At 72.6% G+C, this 19,288-nt stretch carries 15 protein-coding genes; 9 read left to right on the top strand and 6 right to left on the bottom strand.

Annotation, left to right across the window (positions count from 1 at the left end; all coding sequences use genetic code 11):
- Positions 1-8 precede the first annotated feature (8 nt).
- The 9 genes from ACZ3I3_RS15875 (at position 9) to ACZ3I3_RS15835 (ending at position 12,466) form a co-directional block, all read left to right on the top strand.
- On the top strand, positions 9-986 hold the full coding sequence (locus tag ACZ3I3_RS15875; protein ID WP_467365439.1) for a UbiA family prenyltransferase: 978 nt from the start codon (positions 9-11) through the stop codon (positions 984-986).
- On the top strand, positions 983-2,362 hold the full coding sequence (locus ACZ3I3_RS15870) for a protoporphyrinogen/coproporphyrinogen oxidase (protein ID WP_467365437.1): 1,380 nt from the start codon (positions 983-985) through the stop codon (positions 2,360-2,362). Before ACZ3I3_RS15875 ends, ACZ3I3_RS15870 begins: the two co-directional genes overlap by 4 nt.
- Positions 2,363-2,373: 11 nt before the next feature.
- Positions 2,374-3,951 (top strand): AMP-binding protein, encoded by a 1,578-nt coding sequence (locus ACZ3I3_RS15865; protein ID WP_467365515.1) that lies wholly within the window; start codon positions 2,374-2,376, stop codon positions 3,949-3,951.
- A gap of 73 nt (positions 3,952-4,024) precedes the next feature.
- The gene (locus ACZ3I3_RS15860) at positions 4,025-4,876 is read left to right on the top strand and encodes a methyltransferase domain-containing protein (protein WP_467365435.1); all 852 of its coding nucleotides are present in this window, start codon (positions 4,025-4,027) and stop codon (positions 4,874-4,876) included.
- Positions 4,873-6,624, top strand: a complete 1,752-nt coding sequence (locus ACZ3I3_RS15855; RefSeq protein ID WP_467365433.1) for a CoA transferase — start codon at positions 4,873-4,875, stop codon at positions 6,622-6,624. The genes ACZ3I3_RS15860 and ACZ3I3_RS15855 overlap by 4 nt, the downstream gene beginning before the upstream one ends.
- Positions 6,621-8,252, top strand: coding sequence for a class I adenylate-forming enzyme family protein (locus ACZ3I3_RS15850; protein WP_467365431.1), 1,632 nt, complete (start codon positions 6,621-6,623; stop codon positions 8,250-8,252). The genes ACZ3I3_RS15855 and ACZ3I3_RS15850 overlap by 4 nt, the downstream gene beginning before the upstream one ends.
- A 41-nt stretch (positions 8,253-8,293) precedes the next feature.
- Entirely contained in the window at positions 8,294-9,550 is a 1,257-nt protein-coding gene (locus ACZ3I3_RS15845; RefSeq protein WP_467365429.1) for a nucleotide sugar dehydrogenase, read from the top strand.
- A gap of 181 nt (positions 9,551-9,731) precedes the next feature.
- Complete coding sequence (locus ACZ3I3_RS15840; protein ID WP_467365427.1) at positions 9,732-11,378, top strand: alpha/beta hydrolase; 1,647 nt, start codon at positions 9,732-9,734, stop codon at positions 11,376-11,378.
- Between the two features lie 134 nt (positions 11,379-11,512).
- Positions 11,513-12,466: a sugar-binding transcriptional regulator gene (locus tag ACZ3I3_RS15835; RefSeq protein WP_467365425.1), complete on the top strand. Its 954-nt coding sequence runs from the start codon at positions 11,513-11,515 to the stop codon at positions 12,464-12,466.
- Positions 12,467-12,514: 48 nt separating this feature from the next.
- Here the strand turns inward: ACZ3I3_RS15835 and ACZ3I3_RS15830 are convergent, their stop codons facing one another.
- The 6 genes from ACZ3I3_RS15830 to ACZ3I3_RS15805 form a co-directional block, all read right to left on the bottom strand.
- Positions 12,515-13,288 carry an SDR family oxidoreductase gene (locus ACZ3I3_RS15830; RefSeq protein ID WP_467365423.1) on the bottom strand — a complete coding sequence of 258 codons (774 nt, stop codon included), beginning with the start codon at positions 13,286-13,288 and terminating at the stop codon, positions 12,515-12,517.
- Positions 13,289-13,368: 80 nt separating this feature from the next.
- Positions 13,369-14,877: an FGGY family carbohydrate kinase gene (locus ACZ3I3_RS15825; RefSeq protein ID WP_467365421.1), complete on the bottom strand. Its 1,509-nt coding sequence runs from the start codon at positions 14,875-14,877 to the stop codon at positions 13,369-13,371.
- On the bottom strand, positions 14,874-15,845 hold the full coding sequence (locus ACZ3I3_RS15820) for a transketolase family protein (protein ID WP_467365420.1): 972 nt from the start codon (positions 15,843-15,845) through the stop codon (positions 14,874-14,876). Before ACZ3I3_RS15820 ends, ACZ3I3_RS15825 begins: the two co-directional genes overlap by 4 nt.
- A complete protein-coding gene (locus ACZ3I3_RS15815; protein WP_467365418.1) occupies positions 15,842-16,735 on the bottom strand; it encodes a transketolase in 894 nt (297 codons plus the stop codon). Before ACZ3I3_RS15815 ends, ACZ3I3_RS15820 begins: the two co-directional genes overlap by 4 nt.
- A gap of 39 nt (positions 16,736-16,774) precedes the next feature.
- Positions 16,775-18,280, bottom strand: coding sequence for a sugar ABC transporter ATP-binding protein (locus tag ACZ3I3_RS15810; protein ID WP_467365416.1), 1,506 nt, complete (start codon positions 18,278-18,280; stop codon positions 16,775-16,777).
- A gap of 21 nt (positions 18,281-18,301) precedes the next feature.
- Positions 18,302-19,267 (bottom strand): substrate-binding domain-containing protein, encoded by a 966-nt coding sequence (locus ACZ3I3_RS15805; RefSeq protein WP_467365414.1) that lies wholly within the window; start codon positions 19,265-19,267, stop codon positions 18,302-18,304.
- Between the last annotated feature and the right edge of the window lie 21 nt (positions 19,268-19,288).

The raw sequence follows: 19,288 nt of genomic DNA, 5'->3' as shown, positions 1-19,288 counted from the left end.
CGGAGCAGATGACGACCCGCACCGAGGCCGGACCGTTCCCGTCCGGCACGGCACGTCCCGAGAGCAAGCTGCGCAGCTATGCCCGGCTGGGCAAACTCGACGTCTACGACTACTACCCGAGCGTCGCCGTGGCGCTGTCCGCGGTCCTGCTGCCCGTCTCCGCTCTGCGGCCCGCGACGATCGTGACGCTCACCCTGTTCCTCGCCGGCGCGGTCTGCGTCATCGTGGCGATGGTCGCCCTCGACGACGTGACCGGTTATCGCGACGGCAGCGACGCCGCGAACTACGGACCGGACGACCCCCTGCGCAACAAGCTGCGCAAGCCACTCGTGGCGGGGACCCTGACCCTGCGCGAAGCGCTCGGTTTCGGGTACGCCACCGCCGCCGCCGGCGCCGCCCTGTGGGCCGCCGCGGTGGCGACCGCCCCGCACCGGCCCCTGTGGGCCGTGGTGCTGATCGCGGTGCTGTTCGTGGTCTCCGTCCAGTACTCCTACGGGCTGAAGATCAGCTACCACGGCTTCCAGGAGATCTTCCTCGCCGGGCTGGGCGGGGGCCTGGTGCTCGGCGCGTACGGGCTCGCGGCCGGCCACTTCTCCGGGTTCGTCCTGGTGCAAGGGGTGCTCTTCGGCTGTGGACCGCTGCTCTTCGGCGTGTACTCCAACACCAACGACATCCCCGGGGACCGGACGGTCGGGCGTCGCACCGTGGCGTGCCTGGTGTCACCGAAGGGCAACGCCGTCTTCATCGGGTCGCTCTCCGCGGCGGAGTTCCTGACCGGCGCCGTCGCCTCCGCCGTCGGGATCGCCCCGTGGTGGTTCGTGATCCTGATGCTGCCCGTCACCGCGCTGCGCGTGCGGCAGTACCACACCGGCTTCCGCCAGGGGGACATCATGCGCGCCCGCAAGCTCGGTTTCCCCGCGCACCGGGTCAGCACCGTGCTGCTGATCACGGCGAACCTGATCGTCGGCGCGGGGGCCACCGGATGAGCCCTGATGTCGACGTGGCCGTGGTCGGCGCGGGCATGGCCGGCCTGACCACCGCGCACGAACTGCGGCGCGCGGGCCTCGACGTGCGGGTCTACGAACAGCACGAGCACGTCGGTGGCAGGATGCGCAGCTTCCGGCACGCCGGATACACCATCGACGAGGGCGCCGAACAGATCTCGGAGCAGGGCTACCGCGCGACCTGGGAGCTGCTCGCGCGGCTGGGCGTGCCGAACAGCGACGTGCCGCGCATCGGCAGGTCGGTCGCGGTGTGGCGCGGCGGACGCGCCCACCCCGGCGTGGCCGACCCCGCCGCGGTGTTCACCGGCGTGGGGCTCTCCCCCCGTGCCCGGTTCGACCTCGCCCGGCTGCTGGCCTGGACGGGGGCGCACCGCCGGAGGTTCGACGCCGACCACCCCGAACGGACCCCGGCAGGGGCCCTGACGGTCAGGGAGTTCGCCCGCCGGTACCACAGGGACGTGCACGACTACCTGCTGCAGCCGGTCGCCGGAAGCTTCTTCGGCTGGGACACGGCGCGCTCCGCCGTCGCGCCGATGCTCAGCCTGCTCCAGGAGGTGGGCCCCGCCGCGGGCTGGCGGACGTACCGCGACGGCATGGACCTGCTCGCCCGGCGGCTGGCCGAGGGGCTCGACGTGGTCACCGGCGCGCAGGTGCACGAGGTCGTCACGGAGGAAGGCCGCGCGCGGCTGCGCGTCGGGGACGACAGCGTCACGGCGCGCTCGGTGGTCCTGTGCGTGCCCGCCCCGGTCGCGGCGCGTCTGCATGTCAACGCCCCCGCCGACGAAATGCCGTTCCTGTCGGCCTGCACCTTCACTCCCACGCTCAAGGTCAGCTGTCTGCTGGACCGGCCGCTCGCACCCCCGTCCCGCACGCCGCTGTACGTCCTGCTGACACCGGACGCGGAGGACGACGTACTCTCCGCGATCATCGTGGACCACGCCAAGCATCCCGACCGGGCGCCCGCCGGCAAGGGACTGCTGACCCTGATGGCCGACGCCCGCTCCATCCCCGACCTGCTGACCGCCCCGGAGCGGCAGACGACCGACCGGCTCGTGCGGGCGGCGACCCGGTACGTCCCCGGTCTACAGGCCGCCGCCGGCCGCCGTTTCGTGCACGCGTTCCCCCACGGCCTGCCCGAGGTGACTCCCGACGCCCTGCGCGGACGAGGACGGTTCATGGCGCGTCCCGCACGGCCGGTCGAGTACGCCGGTGACTGGGTGATGCTGCGGCCGGCCAGCGAAGGCGCCGTACGCGCGGGCGCCCTCGCGGCCTCGCGCGTCCTCAGCCGGCTGCGGCCACCGAGGGCCCTCGGACGGACACGCCCCGCCACCCGCCCCACCGAGGAGAACGTCTCGTGAAACCCCACGACATGGGCGTCCTGTTCGACGAGTGCGCCGAACAGCAGCTCGGTACGCGCGTCCACCTGGACCGGCCGTTCGACATCGACGCGGAGGCCCGCACCCACCACACGCTGCCCCAACTGGCCACGCTCGTACGGGAGGCCGCCGGCTGGCTGGCCGCCGCCGGTGCCGGCCCCGGTGACCGGGTGGCGATCGTCAAGGACAACCACTGGGACTACGACCTGCTGGCCTGCGCCGCCGTGCGCGTCGGCGCCGTCCCCGCGCAGCTGTCCGCGCACCTGTCCGGAAAGACGTTGGGAACACTGCTGACCCGGCTCGCCCCCGCTCTGCTCGTCACGACGGCACAGGTGCTGCGACGCGGCCGGGAGGACGGCACCGACCTGGCCTCGGCGGCACGGGCCACCCTGGTGCTGGACGGCGCCGTGCCGGGGGCGCTCGGCATGGACGACGTACGGGGACACACCGCTCCCGGGCCCCGCCGCCGGCACGACGACGAGCCCCTGGTGATCCACCACACGTCGGGCACCACCGGCGTGCCCAAGCTGGTCGTGCACTCCACCCGGACGATCGTCGGGAAACTGGCGCGGTTCGAGAGCGTGCGGTTGCCCCGGATCGGCCTGCGACGCGACGACGTCCTCGCCAACGCGAGCGCGTTCGCCCACGGCAGGACGTTCTGCTGGACCGCGAGCGCCCTGTGCATGGGCCCCTCCGCGATCTCGATCGTCACCACGCAGGACCCGAACCTCGCCGACCCCCTGCTGCGCGCCCATCCGCCGACCGTCCTGGAGGCACTGCCCGCCTCGTTCGTGCGCCTCCTGCCGCTGACCGAAGGACTGGACAACCCGTTCCGGCGCGTCCGCATGGTCATCAGCACGTACGACGCCGTGCATCCGCCCACCGTCCGTGCCTATCTCCGGGCGAGCCGGCACCGCAGTCCCGTGTGGATGGAGGGGTGGGGGCAGACCGAGACGGGTCCGCTGACCTTCCGCTTCCACACCCGGCGCTCCGTCCGCCGGGCGTCGGACGGGGCCGGAACCCGGAACCTCGGACGCCCGGTGCCCGTCAAGACACGGCTGCGGGTGGTCGATCCCGACACCCGCCGGCCCCTGCCGAGGGGACAGGCGGGCCTGGTCCTCGCCAGGACCGCCGCCTGCGCCCTGGGCTACGTCGGCGAGGAGGACCGCTGGTCGGCCAAGTACCACGGCGGCTGGTGGAACACCGGCGACATCGGCGCCCGCAACCGCGACGGCAGCATCGAGCTGCTCGACCGCGAGGTGGACCGCGCGGCGCAGCTCAGCTGCCTGCGGACCGAGGACCTCCTGGAGGACCGGCTGCCGCAGGCCCTGGAGTGCGTCGTCCTCGCCGAGCCGGGCCGGGACCCGCTGCCCGTCGTGGTCACCGTCGACGGCGAGGTGGACCGCGCCCGCTGGAAGGAGGCGGTGCATGACCTGCCGCCGCTGCGCGAACCGGTCGCGCTCACCTGGGACGAGGTACCGCGTACCGGCACCGGCAAGGTGCGGCGCAGGGAACTGCTGCACCGCCTCACCGGACGGGCCGACACCTACGGCTCCGGCCGGTGGACCTGAGACGGCCGGTGGACCTGAGACGGCCGACGGGCCTGAGAAGAACGTGGACTTGAGACGGACGACGGGAGACGCCATGCACAACAGCCTGGGCCGGGACCCGGGGTACGTCTTCGACAACGACAGCGCGCACAGCGACGAGCTGCACCGCTGTCTCACCGACGCGTACGACGCGATGACCTTCGACAGGCTCGCCGAGACCGGAGTCACCACCGGCTGGCGGTGCCTGGACATCGGCTCCGGAAGCGGCAGCGTGGCCCGGTGGCTCGCCGGACGCGTCGCTCCCACCGGCGAGGTCGTGGCCACCGACATCAAACCCCAGCACATCCCGGACGGGCCGTGCCTGACCGCGGTCGAGCACGACGTGGTGACCGATCCGCTGCCCGAGGCCGCCTTCGACCTCGTCGTCGCCCGCCTCGTCCTGCAGCACCTGCCCGAACGGCTCGCCGTCCTCGCCAAACTGGTACGCGCCCTCAAACCCGGAGGGTGGCTGCACATCGAGGAGTTCGACGCCTCCTACGAACCGCCCCTGCTCACCCCGGACGAGGAATCCGCGCGGCTCTACACGGCCTTCCTCGACGCCAAGTGCGCTGTCATGCGGGCCGGCGGGGGAGACCCCCACTGGGCCCGGAACGCGCCGGCCGCCATGCGCGCCGCGGGGCTCGTCGACATCGACCCGCGACCCCGCATCGAGCTGCGCACCGCGGGGTCGCCGGGCCTGCGCATGCAGCTCAACCACACGTACCACCTGCGGGACGGACTCCTGGCCGCGGGCATGACCGAGGCACAACTGGCCGACGTACGGGCGCTGATGCGGGACCCGTCGTTCTGCGCCGCGTCCAGCGTCGTCTACTCGGTACACGGGCGCCGCCCGCAGGCGGATGAGGCGCACGACGGCCTGCGGCCACGCCCGGAGGACGCCCGATGACGCTCTGCGTGCCGCACGCCGGAGACCCGGCCACGGCCCCGGCCACGGCACCGGTGGCCACCGGGGTCGCGGCGCGCCTCCTCGGCGTGGTGGGCGACCCCGCCACCGCCACCGTCCGCTGGGACATCGACTGGCAGGGCCCGCTCCGCGTCCCGCTGGCCGACGAGCACGCCGTGCAGGCGGCCTGCGGGATCATGCACGTGCACGGCCGGGCGGCCGGACGCCCGGCTCCGCTCGCCGTCGACTACGCCTCCACGGTGGCGGGCGTCCTCGCGGCCCAGGGAGTCTGCGCGGCACTCCTCGCGCGGGCCGGCGGTGCCGACGTGACGCGGGTCCGGACGTCGGTCGGTCAGGCCGCGCTGCTGGCCCTCGCCCAGTACCTCGCGGCGGCGACGGCCGACGGCGACGACCCGGAGGGCGGCCTGCCGTCGCGGGCCGACGCGGGGGAGGAACTCGTGCCCGCCGCCTGCCCGTTCGTCTCCGCCGACGGCGTGCGCTTCGAAGTCGAAGCCCTCGACGCCGAGCGATGGCTGCGCTTCTGGCAGTTGCTCGGCGCGGACCGTGCCGACACCGGCCGCGGATGGCGGTCGTTCCAGCAGCGGTTCGCCACCGCCACCTGCTCGCTGCCTCCCGTGCTGCCCGCGACCGCACGGCGTGCGCCGTTCACGGCGATCCGGTCGGCGGCGGACCGGTCGGGCGCCGCCGTGCTGCCCGTACGGCAAGACCCCCTCGCGCCCGCGGTGACGCCGCCATGGACGCTCACAGCGTTTCCGGAGACGGGCGGCGCCACGATCGGCAGAGCCGGTACGGCCGCGGCGCCTCTGGAGGGGCTGCGGGTCGTCGAGTCGGCGCGACGCGTCCAGGGTCCCCTGGCCGGCCACGTCCTGCGGCTCCTGGGCGCCGACGTCGTACGGATCGAACCGCCCGGCGGTGACCCGATGCGCGGCATCCCCCCGATGGCGGGCACGACATCGGCCCGCTTCAGAGCCCTCAACGCGGGAAAAGCCGTCACGGAGATCGACTTCACCACGGACGCCGGACGGCGAACCGTCCGTGAACTCGTGTCCGAGGCCGACGTCTTCCTGCACAACTGGGCACCGGGCAAGGCGGCCCGGCTCGGACTGGACGCCGGTGACCTCCGGCCGGCGCGGCCCGGGCTGGTGTACGCGTGGGCATCGGGCTGGGGCGACGCGCTGGGACCGGAACCACCCGTGGGGACGGACTACCTGGTCCAGGCGCACAGCGGCCTCGCCGCCGCCGTGCGGCCCGCGGACGAGCCGCCCGCGCCCTCCCTGATGACGCTCACCGACGTCCTCGGCGGGCTGGTCTGCGCGCAGGGCGTCCTGGCGGCACTCGTGGCGCGGCTTCGTACCGGCAGAGGCGGCCGTGTGGACTCCTCCCTGCACTCCGCCGCCGCCCTCGTTCCCCGAGGGCCGCGACGGCCCGCGGCGACCGGCCGCCCGCTGCGCACGCGGGACGGCTACATCGCGCTGGGACCCCTGGCCCGCGAGCGACCGGAGCTCCTCACGCGGGCGCTCGGCCTCGGCACCTCGGCGAGCGCGGACACGATCGCCTCCCGGGCCCGGACCCGGCCCACCTCCCACTGGGTGCCCAGGCTGGCGGCGGCGGGCGTGGCCGCCACGCCCGTGTGCACCAGCCTCGCGGACCTGGCCCGCGACCCGCGGTTCGCTCCGGCGCTGGCCGTGGGGGAGTACGCCGCCCTCCGCGCACCCTGGGAGTTCTCATGAGGACCGGATGGACATCGAACGCCGGCGTCGAGATCCGTGACCTGGTGCCGTCCCGAGTGCGGCGCGCCTGGTCCGAGCAGGGCCTGTGCCCCGACCAGGACCTGTACACACTCTTCTCCGGACAGGTGCGGCGGCACCCCGGCCGGACGGCCGTCATCGACTCCGCGGGCTCGGTGGACTACGCGGAGCTGGACGCCCAGGTACGGCACCTCGCCGCCCGGCTCGCCGAAAGCGGCCTGGGCGACCGGGACATCATCGCCGTACGCGTGCCGAACGGACGCGACGCGGTGGCCGCGGAACTCGCGGTCGCCGCCGTCGGAGCGGTGGCACTGCCCTATCCACCGGGACCCGGCAGCCGGGGCCCGGCGAGCCTGCTCGCCCGCTCCCGGGCCCGCGCGGTCATCGTCCGCGACCTCTCCGACGCGGTTCCGGAGGCCCGTCTCCCCTGCCTCGAAGCGGTGTTCACCCTCGTGGAGGGGGGCCGGGGCGCACAGTCGCTCGCGGCGCCCGCGCGGCAGCCCTTCCTGCCCCGGCCCGTCGACCCCGACGCGCCCGCCCGCATTCTCGTCTCCTCCGGCTCCGAGGCCGAACCCAAGATGGTCGCCTACTCCCACAACGCGATGGCCGGCGGCCGGGCGACCTACGTACGCGCCCTGCACACCGGGGACGGCCCGATGCGCAACCTCGTGCTCGTCCCGCTGGCCTCCTCCTTCGGCTCCTGCGGCACCTCCGTCACCCTCGCCGCACTCGGCGGCCCCCTGCTGGTGCAGGAGTCCTTCGACGCGGCCGAGGCGCTGCGCATGATCGTCGAGCACCGTCCCACCCATGTCTTCGGCGTGCCCACCATGCTGCGGCGCATCGCCGAACAACCCCCCGCCGACCGGGAGGACTTCACCGGTCTGCAGGCCGTCGTCTCCAGCGGTGCGGCCCTCCCGGACGCCACCGCCGAGGCGTGCCGCGCCCGGTTCGGCCGCCGTGTCATCACCGTCTACGGATCATCCGACGGCGTGAACTGCCACACCGCCGTCACCGGCCTCGGCCCCGAGACGGGCACCGGACTCCCCGACCCGGCCGTGGCGCGGATCCGCATCACCGACGACACCGGTGCCCCCGTGCCGGCCGGACAGCCCGGCGAGATCTGCGCCAGAGGCCCCATGACACCGCTGTGCTACGTCGCCGACCCCGGACTGGACGCCCGGTACCGCACCCCGACCGGCTGGGTGCGCACCGGCGACCGGGGGCTCCTGGACGAACACGGCAGGCTTCACGTGCTGGGCCGCATCAAGCAGATCGTCGTACGCGGCGGCTACAACATCAGCCCGGCGGAGGTGGAACGCGAACTCGCCGAGCATGCCGCCGTGGCCGAGGTGGTCTGCGTCGGTGTGCCCGACCCCGACCTGGGGGAACGCCTGGCCGCGTGCATCCGCCAGGCGCCGGGCGCACCCGCACCGGACCTGCGGGAACTCACGGCGTTCCTGGCCTCCCGGCGCGGCCTCGAGCGCCGCAAGCTGCCCGAACTCCTGGTGCGCGTCAAGGAGATGCCGCTCGGCCCCAGCGGAAAGGTCTGCCGCAGGACCCTCGCGCTGCTGGCCGCCCGTGAGACATCCGCACCGAGAGGGGAGCGGTGAACCCCGAGTCCCCGTGCCAACACCTCGCATCAGGGAGCGATATGGACAGCGTCGCCGTCATCGGACTCGGCTACACCGGTCTCCCTCTGGCCCGGGAGGCGTGCCGCGCCGGCATGCGTGTCACAGGGATCGACGAGAACCCGTCCGTCACCGCGTCCCTGAACTCGGGCCACTCGCACGTCCCCGACGTCACCGATGCCGACCTCGCCGCCATGCTGGACGCCGGTTTCCGGGCGTCCGCCGACGAAAGCCCCCTGGCGGAGGCCTCCGTCGCCGTCATCTGTGTCCCCACACCGCTGGACGAAACGGGCGGACCCGACCTTCGCCATGTGCGAAGCGCCGCCTCCGCCCTCGGGGACCGGCTGAAACCCGGCAGTCTCGTCGTCCTGCAGTCCACGTCCTTCCCGGGCACCACGGACGACGTCGTCCGGGGCATCGTGGAGCAGGCCTCCGGTCTCACTGCCGGAACGGACTTCTCCCTCGCCTTCTCACCCGAGCGCATCGACCCGGGCAACCAGACCTTCGGCGTGCGGAACACCCCGCGCGTCGTGGGCGGTTACACCCCAACGTGCACGACGGCCGCGGCCGACTTCTTCCGCCACTTGTGCGACCGCGTCGTGGAAGCGGGCTCCGCACGCGAGGCCGAACTGGCGAAACTCCTGGAGAACACCTACCGCAACGTGAACATCGCCCTGGTCAACGAACTCGCGGTCGCCGCCCGCGCACTGGGAGTCGATGTCTGGGAGGCTCTCGACTGCGCGCGCACGAAACCGTTCGGCTTCCAGGAGTTCCGGCCCGGACCGGGAGTGGGCGGGCACTGCATCCCGGTCGATCCCGTCTATCTCACACACTGGGCGCGCACCGGAGGGACCCCGCTGCGGCTGGTCGAGCTCTCGCAGGAGATCAACGCCCGGATGCCGGCGCATGTCGTACGGCGTGCCGAGCACTTGCTGAACGAGCGGGGCAGCGACCTGAGGGACGCGCGGGTGCTGCTGGTCGGAGTGACCTACAAGCGCAACAGCACAGACCTACGGGCCAGCCCGGCCGCCGCGATCGTCCGGCTGATGCGGCAGAGCGGCACCGACGTCACGTATCACGACCCGTTCGTGGCCGCCTGGTCGCCGGGCGGCCAACCGGTGAAGCGGTCCGCCGACGCGCTGGCCGCCGCCGCGGACGCCGACCTCACGATCCTGCTGCAGGACCACGACACCGTCCCGCTGGACCGGCTGCCCGAGCAGGCCCGACTGCTGCTGGACACCCGGGGCCGGCTGCGCGGGACCCGCGCGCATCAGCTCTGAGACGTGCACTCGTCTGCTCCTGGGCTTCGTCATGTGTCATCCCCTACAACTGGGGGACCACACACCACAGTTGTGTCATCCCCAGGGTCGAGGGGAGGTACCGCCCGGCGAGGGATCCGCACGCGCGCCCGGTTCCTGAAAGATCCTTCCTGTCCGAACACGCGACCGGAAGGATCGAATCGTGCGCAGACGACGTCTCGCGCCCCTGTTGGCCGTGAGTGTCACGGCGACGCTGGCTCCCGCACTCGCCACCTCGACGGCCGCCGCCGCTCCCGCCGCCACCCCGTCGACCGCCTCCTTATCCGCTGCCGAGGGCGGCGCGCTGGACCGGTACGTGAAGCAGAAGCCGCGGTGGAAGCGCTGCGACGCCGACTCCCCGGCGACGTTCCAGTGCGCCACGATCAAGGTCCCGCTGGACTACCGGGCTCCTGCGGGCAAGCGGATCGAGCTGGCCATATCCCGGATCAGGAGCACCTCGTCCGGCAAGCGGCACGGTGTCCTGTTCTCCAACCCCGGCGGCCCTGGGGGACAGGGACTCTACATGCCGCTCGACCTGAAAGAGGTGCTCCCCAAGTCCGCGCAGCGGAAGTACGACCTGATCGGCTTCGACCCGCGCGGAGTGGGACGGAGCAGCCCCGTCTCCTGCGACCTGAAGCCGGAGGAGGAGAACTGGCTGAGGCCGTACAAGGAGGAGACGTTCGCCAAGGACGTCGCCTGGGCACGCGACGTCGCGGACAAGTGCAGGGAGAAGGCGGGCGACACGCTCACGCACATCACCACGCGCAACACCGCGCGTGACATGGACCTGATCCGGGCGATCCTCGGCAAGAAGAAGATCTCGTACCTCGGCTACTCGTACGGCACCTACCTGGGCGCCGTCTACACCCAGCTCTTCCCGGGCCGGGCCGACCGGTTCGTGCTCGACAGCGCGGTCGACCCGGCGCGCGCCTGGCGAGGGATGATCCAGTGGTGGGCGGAGGGCGCCGAGCCCGCGTTCGACCGGTGGACCGAGTGGGCCGCCCAGCGGTCCGAGAAGTACGGCCTCGGCGACACCCCGAAGAAGGTCGACCGGACGTTCTGGGACCTGGTCGCGCGGGCCGACGAGAAGCCCATCGAGATAGAGGGGCAGCCGACCACCGGTGACGACATCCGCAACGGTATGCGCCAGGCGGTCTTCACCCCGGACTACGCCACCGAGCTGGTCGTGGAACTGAAGAAGGCCGCGGCCGGCCGGCCCGCCTCCGCGAAGAAGCTCGCGGCGTTCACCGGGTCCGGGAGGACCGGGACGACAGGCGCCGCCGGTGCCGTCGAGGTGCCGGACGACAACATGACGGCGAGCTTCTGGGCCGTGGTCTGCGGTGACAACTCGGCGCCGTGGTCCCGCGATCCCGAGAGCTACCGGCGGGACGCCATCGAGGACAAGGGCCGATACCCCCTCTTCGGTGACTTCGCGTCCAGCATCAAGCCCTGTGCGTTCTGGGACAAGTCCGTGGAACGGGCGACCAAGGTGAACAACAAGGTCCGCTCCCTGGTCGTCCAGAACGAGTGGGACTCGCAGACCCCGCTGCCCAGCGGTCAGGCCCTGCACGCCGACCTGAAGGGCTCGAGGATGGTCACCGTCCACGGTGGCGAGGGACACGGCGTCTACCCGAGCGGCAACGCGTGCACGGACGGCACGGTCACGAAGTACCTGCTCACCGGCAAGCTCCCGGCGAAGGACGTGACCTGCGAGGCGACGGCCCACTCGAACGCGGAGGCACGGAAGAACCAGAAGCGGGACGTGCTCCCCGGCTCTCCGCTCCCGGAGCGCGCCCCGGACCGTTTCTGAACCCGGGCGCACGGCCCATAGCGCCATGGCCCATTGCCGCATGACTCCTTGAAGGCGGGGCGGGACCTCTTGGCGGGGTCCCGCCTGCCTGTGCGAATATCTATGCAGGGCTGAGACGGCAGAAGAGGAGTCCCGTGGCGATCGTCGGCGAGGAACTGCGGATGATGACGCACGTGGCCCGGCTGTACCACCTGCAGGGCATACGGCAGCCGGAGATCGCGGCGCGGCTGGATCTGTCGCAGGCGAAGGTCTCGCGCCTGCTGAAGAAGGCGCAGGACCGGGGCATCGTGCGGATCACCGTGACGCCGCCGTCGGGTACGCACCCCGACCTGGAGGACGGTCTGCAGGAGCGCTACGGCCTGAAACTCGCGCTGGTCGTCGACACCGCCCCGGACAACGAGCGCACGATGCTCGGCGATCTCGGCGCGGCCGCCGCCTACTACCTCCAGACGACGTTGCGCTCGAGCGACACCGTGGGCATCTCCTCGTGGAGCGCCACCCTGCTCGCCACGGTGCAGGCGATGCAGCCGGTTCCCGGGCTGAAGGGCGTGCGCATCGTGCAGGCGGTGGGCGGCATCGGTGATCCCGCCGCGGCGGGCCACGCCTCGCGCATGACGGGGCAGTTGGCGCAGTTGGTGAATGGTGAGGCCGTCTATCTGCAGGCGCCCGGTGTGGCCGGGTCGGCTGAGAGCGCGCAGGCGTTGCGCGCGGATCCGTTCGTCTCGGCGGCTCTGGGCGAGCTGGGCGACCTGGACGTGGCGCTGGTGGGCATCGGCGAGATCACCCCCTCCAGCACGCTCGCCCGCAGCGGCAACGCCTTCTCGGACGAGGAACGCGCCGAGCTGGAGAAGCGGGGCGCGGTGGGCGATGTGTGTCTGCGGTTCTACGACGCCGAGGGCCGGCCGGTCGAGTCCGAGCTGGACTCCCGGGTCGTCGGCATCACCCGTGAGCAGCTCGCCGCCGCCCGCCGTAAGATCGGGGTGGCGGGCGGCAGCCGTAAGCACAAGGCGATCCAATCGGCCGTGGCGGGCGGCCTGGTGGACGTGCTGGTGACCGACCAGGAGACGGCGGCGGCCCTGATGGCCTGACCCTCGCGCACGACTCGGCAGCGGTTCCGAACGCGTGCCGGGCGCCGGTCACCAGCAGACGTAGCCGCCGTCGACGATCAGGTCGGAGCCGGTGACGAAGGACGCGGCGTCGGAGGCGAGGAAGACCGCGGGGCCCACCATCTCCTCGACCGCGGCGATGCGGCCCAGCGGGGTGTCGGCGGCGTACGCCTTGAGACGCTCGGCCACCTCCGGCCGCTGGTTCATCGGCGTCAGCGTGTAGCCCGGGCTGATCGAGTTGACCCGGATTCCGCGGTCGGCCCACTCCGTGGCCAGGCTCTTGGTGAGGTGCATGACACCGGCCTTGGAAGCGTTGTAGTGGGCCTGGAGCAGCCCGCGGTTGGCGATGGTGCCCGACATGGAGGCGATGTTGACGATGGATCCGCCGCCGTGGGCGAGCATCACGCGGGCCTCGGCCTGGGCGCTGAGGAACACACCGGTGAGGTTGATGTCGACGACCCGGCGGAAGTCCTCGGCGGGCATGTCCTCGGCGGCGGTGGCGCCGGCCACGCCCGCGCAGTTGACCGCCGTACGGATCGGTCCGATGGATGCGACGGCGGTGTGAACGGCGTCGGCCAGGGACTCGGCGGAGGTGACGTCTCCACCGATGCCCACGGCCCTGCCGCGCGCCGCGACGATCCGGTCGGCGGTGGCCCGGGCGGCCTCGGCGTCGCGGTCGAAACAGGCGACGTCGGCGCCGCAGGCGGCGAAGCCCAGGGCGATGGCCCGGCCGATGCCGCTGCCCGCGCCGGTGATGAACGCGGCCTTGTCGTCGAGGGAGAACGCCTCGGGGGTGAAGGTCATGATGCGGCTCTTTCGGATGTTTCGGACGTGGTGAAGCGAAGGAGGGGGACGGGCGCCGGCGCCACCGGTCCCGGACGGCGTCAGGCCCGCTTTCCGCGGGAGCAGGCGACCGCGTCGTGCCAGCCGGCCATACGGCGGTTGCGCCAGGCGTCGTCCTCGCGCGGTGTGAAGCGGGTGCCCCGCGGGGTGAGCGCGGGCAGATCGGCGTCGTCCCAGAGGCCGAGCGCGGTGCCGGCCAGGTACGCGACACCCAGGGCGGACACCTCCGGGCGGCCCGCCCGCAGCACCGGCCGGCCGACCAGTTCGGCCTGGAGCGTCACGAGGCGGTCGTTGCCCGTCGGCCCGCCGTCCGTGCGGAGTTCTGCGACCGCGCCACCGAGGACGGTGTCGAAACGGGAGAGCGTGTCGGCCACCTGGAAGGCCATCGACTCGACCGCGGCACGCGCCACTTCGGCGGGGCCGGTGTCGAAGTCCATGCCCACGAGCAGCGCCCGGGCGCCGCGGTCCCAGTACGGGGCGCCCAGCCCGGAGAACGCCGGGACCAGGTACACCTCGGAGTCCTGCCGCGCGCCGGCCGCCAGGGCGGCGACGCCGGCCGGGTCGGTCCCGAGCAGCTGAGCGGCCCAGCGGATCGCCGTGCCCGCCGAGGCGATGTTCGCCTCCAGGGCGTGCGCGGCACCGCCGTCCCGGGTGCGTCGCCACGCCAGGGTGGCGGCGATGCCTTCGCCGGACCGCCGGCCCTCGGGGTTGAGGACCATGAGCGAGGCGCCGGTGCCGTACGTGGCCTTCACCACGCCCGGGCGTCCGTGGCTCTGCGCGAAGAGCGCCGCGTGCGAGTCGCCGAGGACCGCCGCGACGGGCAGCCCGTCCGCGAGGCCCGGTACGTTCCGGGTACGTCCCAGCTCCTCGCCCGCACCGTCCGAGGCGGCGACACGGGGCAGTGCCGTACGGGGAACGCGGAACAGGTCGAGCAGATCGGGGTCCCAGTCGGCGGCGTCCAGGCGCACGAGCTGGGTGCGGGAGGCGCAGCCGGTCTCGGTGGCGTCGGTGGCGCCGCCGGTGAGCCGGTGCAGCAGCCAGGCGTCGACCGTGCCGACGCGCAGCCGCCCGGCGATGGCCGCCTCGCGGTCCGGGTCGAGCCGGTCCAGCAGCCACTCGGCCTTGGTCGCGGAGAACATCGGGTCGACCGGCAGGCCGGTGCGGCCGCTGATCAGTTCGCCCTCGGCCGAGGCGGCCAGCTTGGCGCAGCGCTCGGTGGTGCGCCGGTCCTGCCAGCTGACCAGCGGCGACAGCGCGGCGCCGGTGTCCGGGTCCCAGACCAGGACGGCCTCACGCTGGACACTCAGCCCCAGGCCGAGGATGTGCGTGCCCTCGGCGGTCGCCCGGGCCGCCAGTTCCTCCGCCACGCCGATGACGCCGCGCCACAGCACGGCCGGGTCCTGCTCGACCCACCCGGGCTCGGGATACCGCTGGGCCAGCGGCCGGTGCGCGGTGGCGACCACCCGGCCGTCCTCCGTGACGAGCAGTCCCTTCGTCCCGCTGGTGCCCTGGTCGAGGGCGAGGACGGCGCCCGCGCCCACGGCACTCATGCCGCGGCTCCCCGCCCGGCGCCTGTCAACTCGCGCGCGGCGCGGACGACGGCCTCGGCGTCGATGCCGAAGTACTCGGCCAGGAAGGCCGCACTGCCCGTCGGGGTGAACTCGTCGCGCACGCCGAGCAGCTTCATCGGCACCGGGGTGCGGGCGGCGAGGAACTCCGCGACGGCGCTGCCGAGCCCGCCGTGGACGTTGGCCTCCTCCACGGTGACGATGCGGCCCGTCTCGGCGGCTGCCGCGAGCAGCGCCTCCTCGTCCAGCGGCTTGACGGTGGAGAAGTTGAGCACACGGGCGTCCACACCCTCGGCGGCCAGCTTGCCGGCGGCGACCAAGGCGGCGAAAACCGTCGTGCCCACGCCGATCAGCGTAACGTCGCGGCCGTCGCGCAGGCACGTGGCCCGGCCGGCCTCGAACGGCACGTGAGGAGCCAGGTCCGGCACCTTGGTGCGGCCGATCCGCAGGTAGACGGGGCCGTCGTACCGATGGGCCCAGCGCAGCGCCTCACGCGTCTCGGCCGGGTCGGCCGGTGCCAGGACGACCATCTCCGGCAGCGTGCGCAGCCAGGCGAAGTCCTCCACGCCGTGGTGGGTCGGGCCGAGCTGGCCGTAGGCGAAGCCGGGGCTCATGGCGCACAGCTTGACGTTGGTCCGCGAGTAGGCGACGTCCGCCTTGATCTGCTCCAGGGCGCGGCCGGTGAGGAAGGGAGCCGCGGCGCAGACGAAGGGGATACGGCCGCCGTTGGCGAGGCCCGCGCCCGCGCCGACCATGAGCTGCTCGGCGATGCCGACGTTGACCAGCCGGTCCGGGAAGCGCTGCTGGAACTCCTTGAGGTTGGAGGAGCCGACGGAGTCGTTGCAGACGGCCACGGTGCGCCGGTCGGCCTCCGCGAGCTCGATCAGCGTCTCGGCGAACGCCTTGCGGCAGTCGTGCAGCTCGGCGGCTGCGGCGGCGGTGGTGCTCATCGGGCGGTCAGCTCCTCGAAGGCGGCGGCGGTCTGTTCGGCGGTGGGCACCTTGTGGTGCCACTCGACGCGGTCCTCGATGAAGGACACGCCCTTGCCCTTGATCGTGTCGGCGATCAGGCAGCGGGGCCGGTCGTCGGGGGAGCGCTCCTCGCTCAGGGCCCGGTAGAGAGCCTCGTGGTCGTGGCCGTAGACGGTGCGGACGTCGAAGCCGAAGGAGGCCCACTTGGCGTCGAGCGGGTCCAGGCCGGAGGTCTCCTCGGTGGCGGCGCCCTGCTGGAAGCGGTTGCGGTCGACGATCACGGTCAGCCGGCCGAGGCGATGCTGGGACGCGCTCATCGCGGCCTCCCAGTTGCTTCCTTCCTGCAGCTCACCATCACCCGTGAGGACGAAGGTGCGCCGGCTGGAGCCGTCCAGCTTGGCGGCGACCGCCATCCCCACGGCGACCGGGAAGCCGTGGCCCAGCGGACCCGTGCTGGTCTCCACCCCGGGCACCTTGCGGCGGTTGGGGTGGCCGTTGAGCGGTGACAGCGGCTCCAGGAACGTGGCCAGCTCCGCCTCGGGGAAGAAACCGGCGTGCGCCAGGGTCGCGTACAGGATGCCCGCGGCGTGGCCCTTGCTGAGCACGAACCGGTCGCGCTCGGCCCATTCCGGCTCACCGGGCCGCACGTCGAGGACCGCGAAGTACAGCACGGTGACGATGTCGGCGGCCGAGTAGTCACCGCCGATGTGCCCCTGGCCGGCGCGGCTGATCATCTCCAGATCGCTGCGGCGGATCGAGTGGGCCAGCTCCCCCAGGCGCGCGGCGCGCTCGGCCGGGGACGCCTCGCGCAGCTCGCGCCTGATGCCGGCGAGCCGCGCCGTGGCGCTGGGGACTGGGGCGAGAACCATGTGTGCCATATCCATTCAGATCTGTGTTTCGGATCGATCTCATGCCGTGGCGAGGTGCATGACCGCGGAGTTCGTCGCCTCCTCGGCCGGCAGGATGCCCTGCTGGCGTCCCCGGCTGAGGACCAGTACGCGGTGGGACAGCCCCAGGACCTCGTCGAGGTCGGAACTGACCACCACGACGGCCATGCCCGACCTGGCCAGGTCCGCGATCACCTCGTAGATGGCGGCCCGGGCTCCGACGTCGATGCCGCGGGTGGGCTCGTCGAGGATGATGACCTTGGGCTTGCGTTCCAGCCACTTGGCGATGACGACCTTCTGCTGGTTGCCGCCGGACAGGGTCCGCACCGGCTGCCCGGCCCGTCCCTTGACGGTCATCGTCCTGATGGCGTCGCCGGCGACCTCGGTGACGCGCCGTGGGCTCAGCCAGCCCCGCCGGGCGATCCGGTCGAGGCTGGGCAGGGCCACGTTGTCCCCGATCGACAGGTCGAGCACGGCGCCCTGGCCCTTGCGGTCCTCGGGTACCAGCGCCACCCCCGCGTCGATGGCGTCCCGGGGCCCGCGCAGGCGCAGCACCCGGCCGTCGACGGACACCGTCCCCGCGCTCACCGGGTCGACTCCGGCGATCGCCCGCACCAGTTCGGTGCGTCCGGCGCCGACGATCCCGGCGATGCCGAACACCTCGCCCGCGCGCACGCCGAAGGAGACGTCCCGGAAGGAAGGGCTGGACAGGCCCTCCACGCGCAGCACCTCACGCTCCGCCGGCGCTCCCGTGTCGGGGAAGATGCGCTCGACGCTGCGCCCCACCATCTCCTCGACGAGCTGCGACACGGGCACTTGTGCGGTCGGGTGCGTGGCGACCTTCTGCCCGTCCCGCATCACCACGACGCGGTCGCAGATGCGGGCGATCTCCTCCAGGCGGTGGCTGACGTAGACGAAGGACACGCCTTCCTTGCGCAGCGCGTCGATCCGCTCGAAGAGGTGGTCGGTCTCGTCGCCGCCCAGGGCGGCCGTCGGTTCGTCGAGGATCAGCAGCCTGGCGTCGAGCGTCAGGGCCTTGGCGATCTCGACCTGTTGCTGCGCGGCCACCCGGAGCGTGCCGACCAGCCGGGTGGGGGAGATGTCCAGACCGAGCCGGTGCAGCTGCTCCTCGGCACGGTGGTTCATCTCCGTACGGTCGATGCGTCCGCCGCGGGTGAGGAGCCGGCCCAGGAAGACGTTCTCGGCGATCGACAGGTCCGGCAGCAGGCGCGTCTCCTGATGGATGAGACCGATGCCGTCGGTGATGGCGTCCCCGGGCGACTTCGGCTCGTAGGGTCGTCCCCGCCAGGTCATGTGACCGGTGTCGGAGGGGAACGTGCCGGCGATGATGTTGGCCACGGTGGACTTCCCGGCGCCGTTCTCACCGAGCAGCGCGACCACCTCGCCGGGGCGTACGTCGAGGTCGATCCGGTCCAGGGCCTGGGTCGCGCCGAAGCGCTTGGACACGCCCCGGACGATCAGGCCCTCGTGTGTGCGGGCCCTCGGGGCTTGGCTGACGTTCGTCATGATGACGGTGCTCCCCGGGGCTCAGGGGTGGGTCTTGATGTACTGGTCGGCCTTCGCCGGGTCGTCCTTGGTCAGCAGGTACGCGGGCTGCAACTGCGTCGCCGGGACCGACTTGCCGTTGACGACGTCCAGCGCGGTGTCGACCGACATCCGCCCCATCTTCTGGGTCTGCTGGACCATGGTGGCGTCGATGGTGCCGTTGCGGACCGCCTTCAGGCCCGCGACGTCGCCGTCGAAGCCGACGATCAGACGCTTCTTGCCGTCGGCGCTCTTGACCGCCTGCGCGGCACCGAGAGCCATCGCGTCGGCCTGGCCCCACATGATGTCGATGCCGGGGTGGGCCTGGAGCATGTCCTGGGCCACGGAGTACGCCTTGTCCTGCGCCCAGTCGGCGGTCTGCTGCGAGACCACCTTGATCCCGGGCGCCTTAGCGAGCGCCTGGCCGAAGCCCTTCTGCCGGTCGACCTGCGGTGTGGTGCCGATCTGGCCCTGGAGGACGGCCAGTTGGCCCTTGCCGTCCTTCTGCTTGATCACCCACTCACCGAGCGTCCGGGCGGCCGCGACGCTGTCGGTGGCGATGAACGACTTGCCCGGGGCGTCCTCGGGGTTCCGGTCGACGGTGATGACGGGGATCTTCGCGCGTTCCGCCGCCTTCACCGGCACGCCGGCGGCCGTGGCGCCGGCCGGGATGTAGATGATCGCGCTGACCTGACGGCTGATGAAGTCCTGTATCTGGTTGACCTGGGTCGCCGCGTCACCGCGGGCGTCCGCCACGACGACCTTGACGCCCTTCTTCTTCGCCTCGGCTTCGACGGACTGCTTGATCTGGTTGAAGAAGTCGGCCTGGAGATTGGCGACGGCCAGTCCGATCGTCACCGGCTTGCCGTCGGAGGTGGTCGTGGCGGCGCTGTCTCTGTTGCAGGCGGTGGCGCTGAAGGCGAGAGCGGCCACGATGCCGGTGGCGGCCCAACGGTGGTGCGACTTCATGACGATGGCGCTCCTTCGGGA

Source organism: Streptomyces sp. NPDC016851, assembly GCF_055562795.1.
Note: the sequence above shows the minus strand (reverse complement) of the source record. Positions and strands in the feature narration are given on the sequence as shown.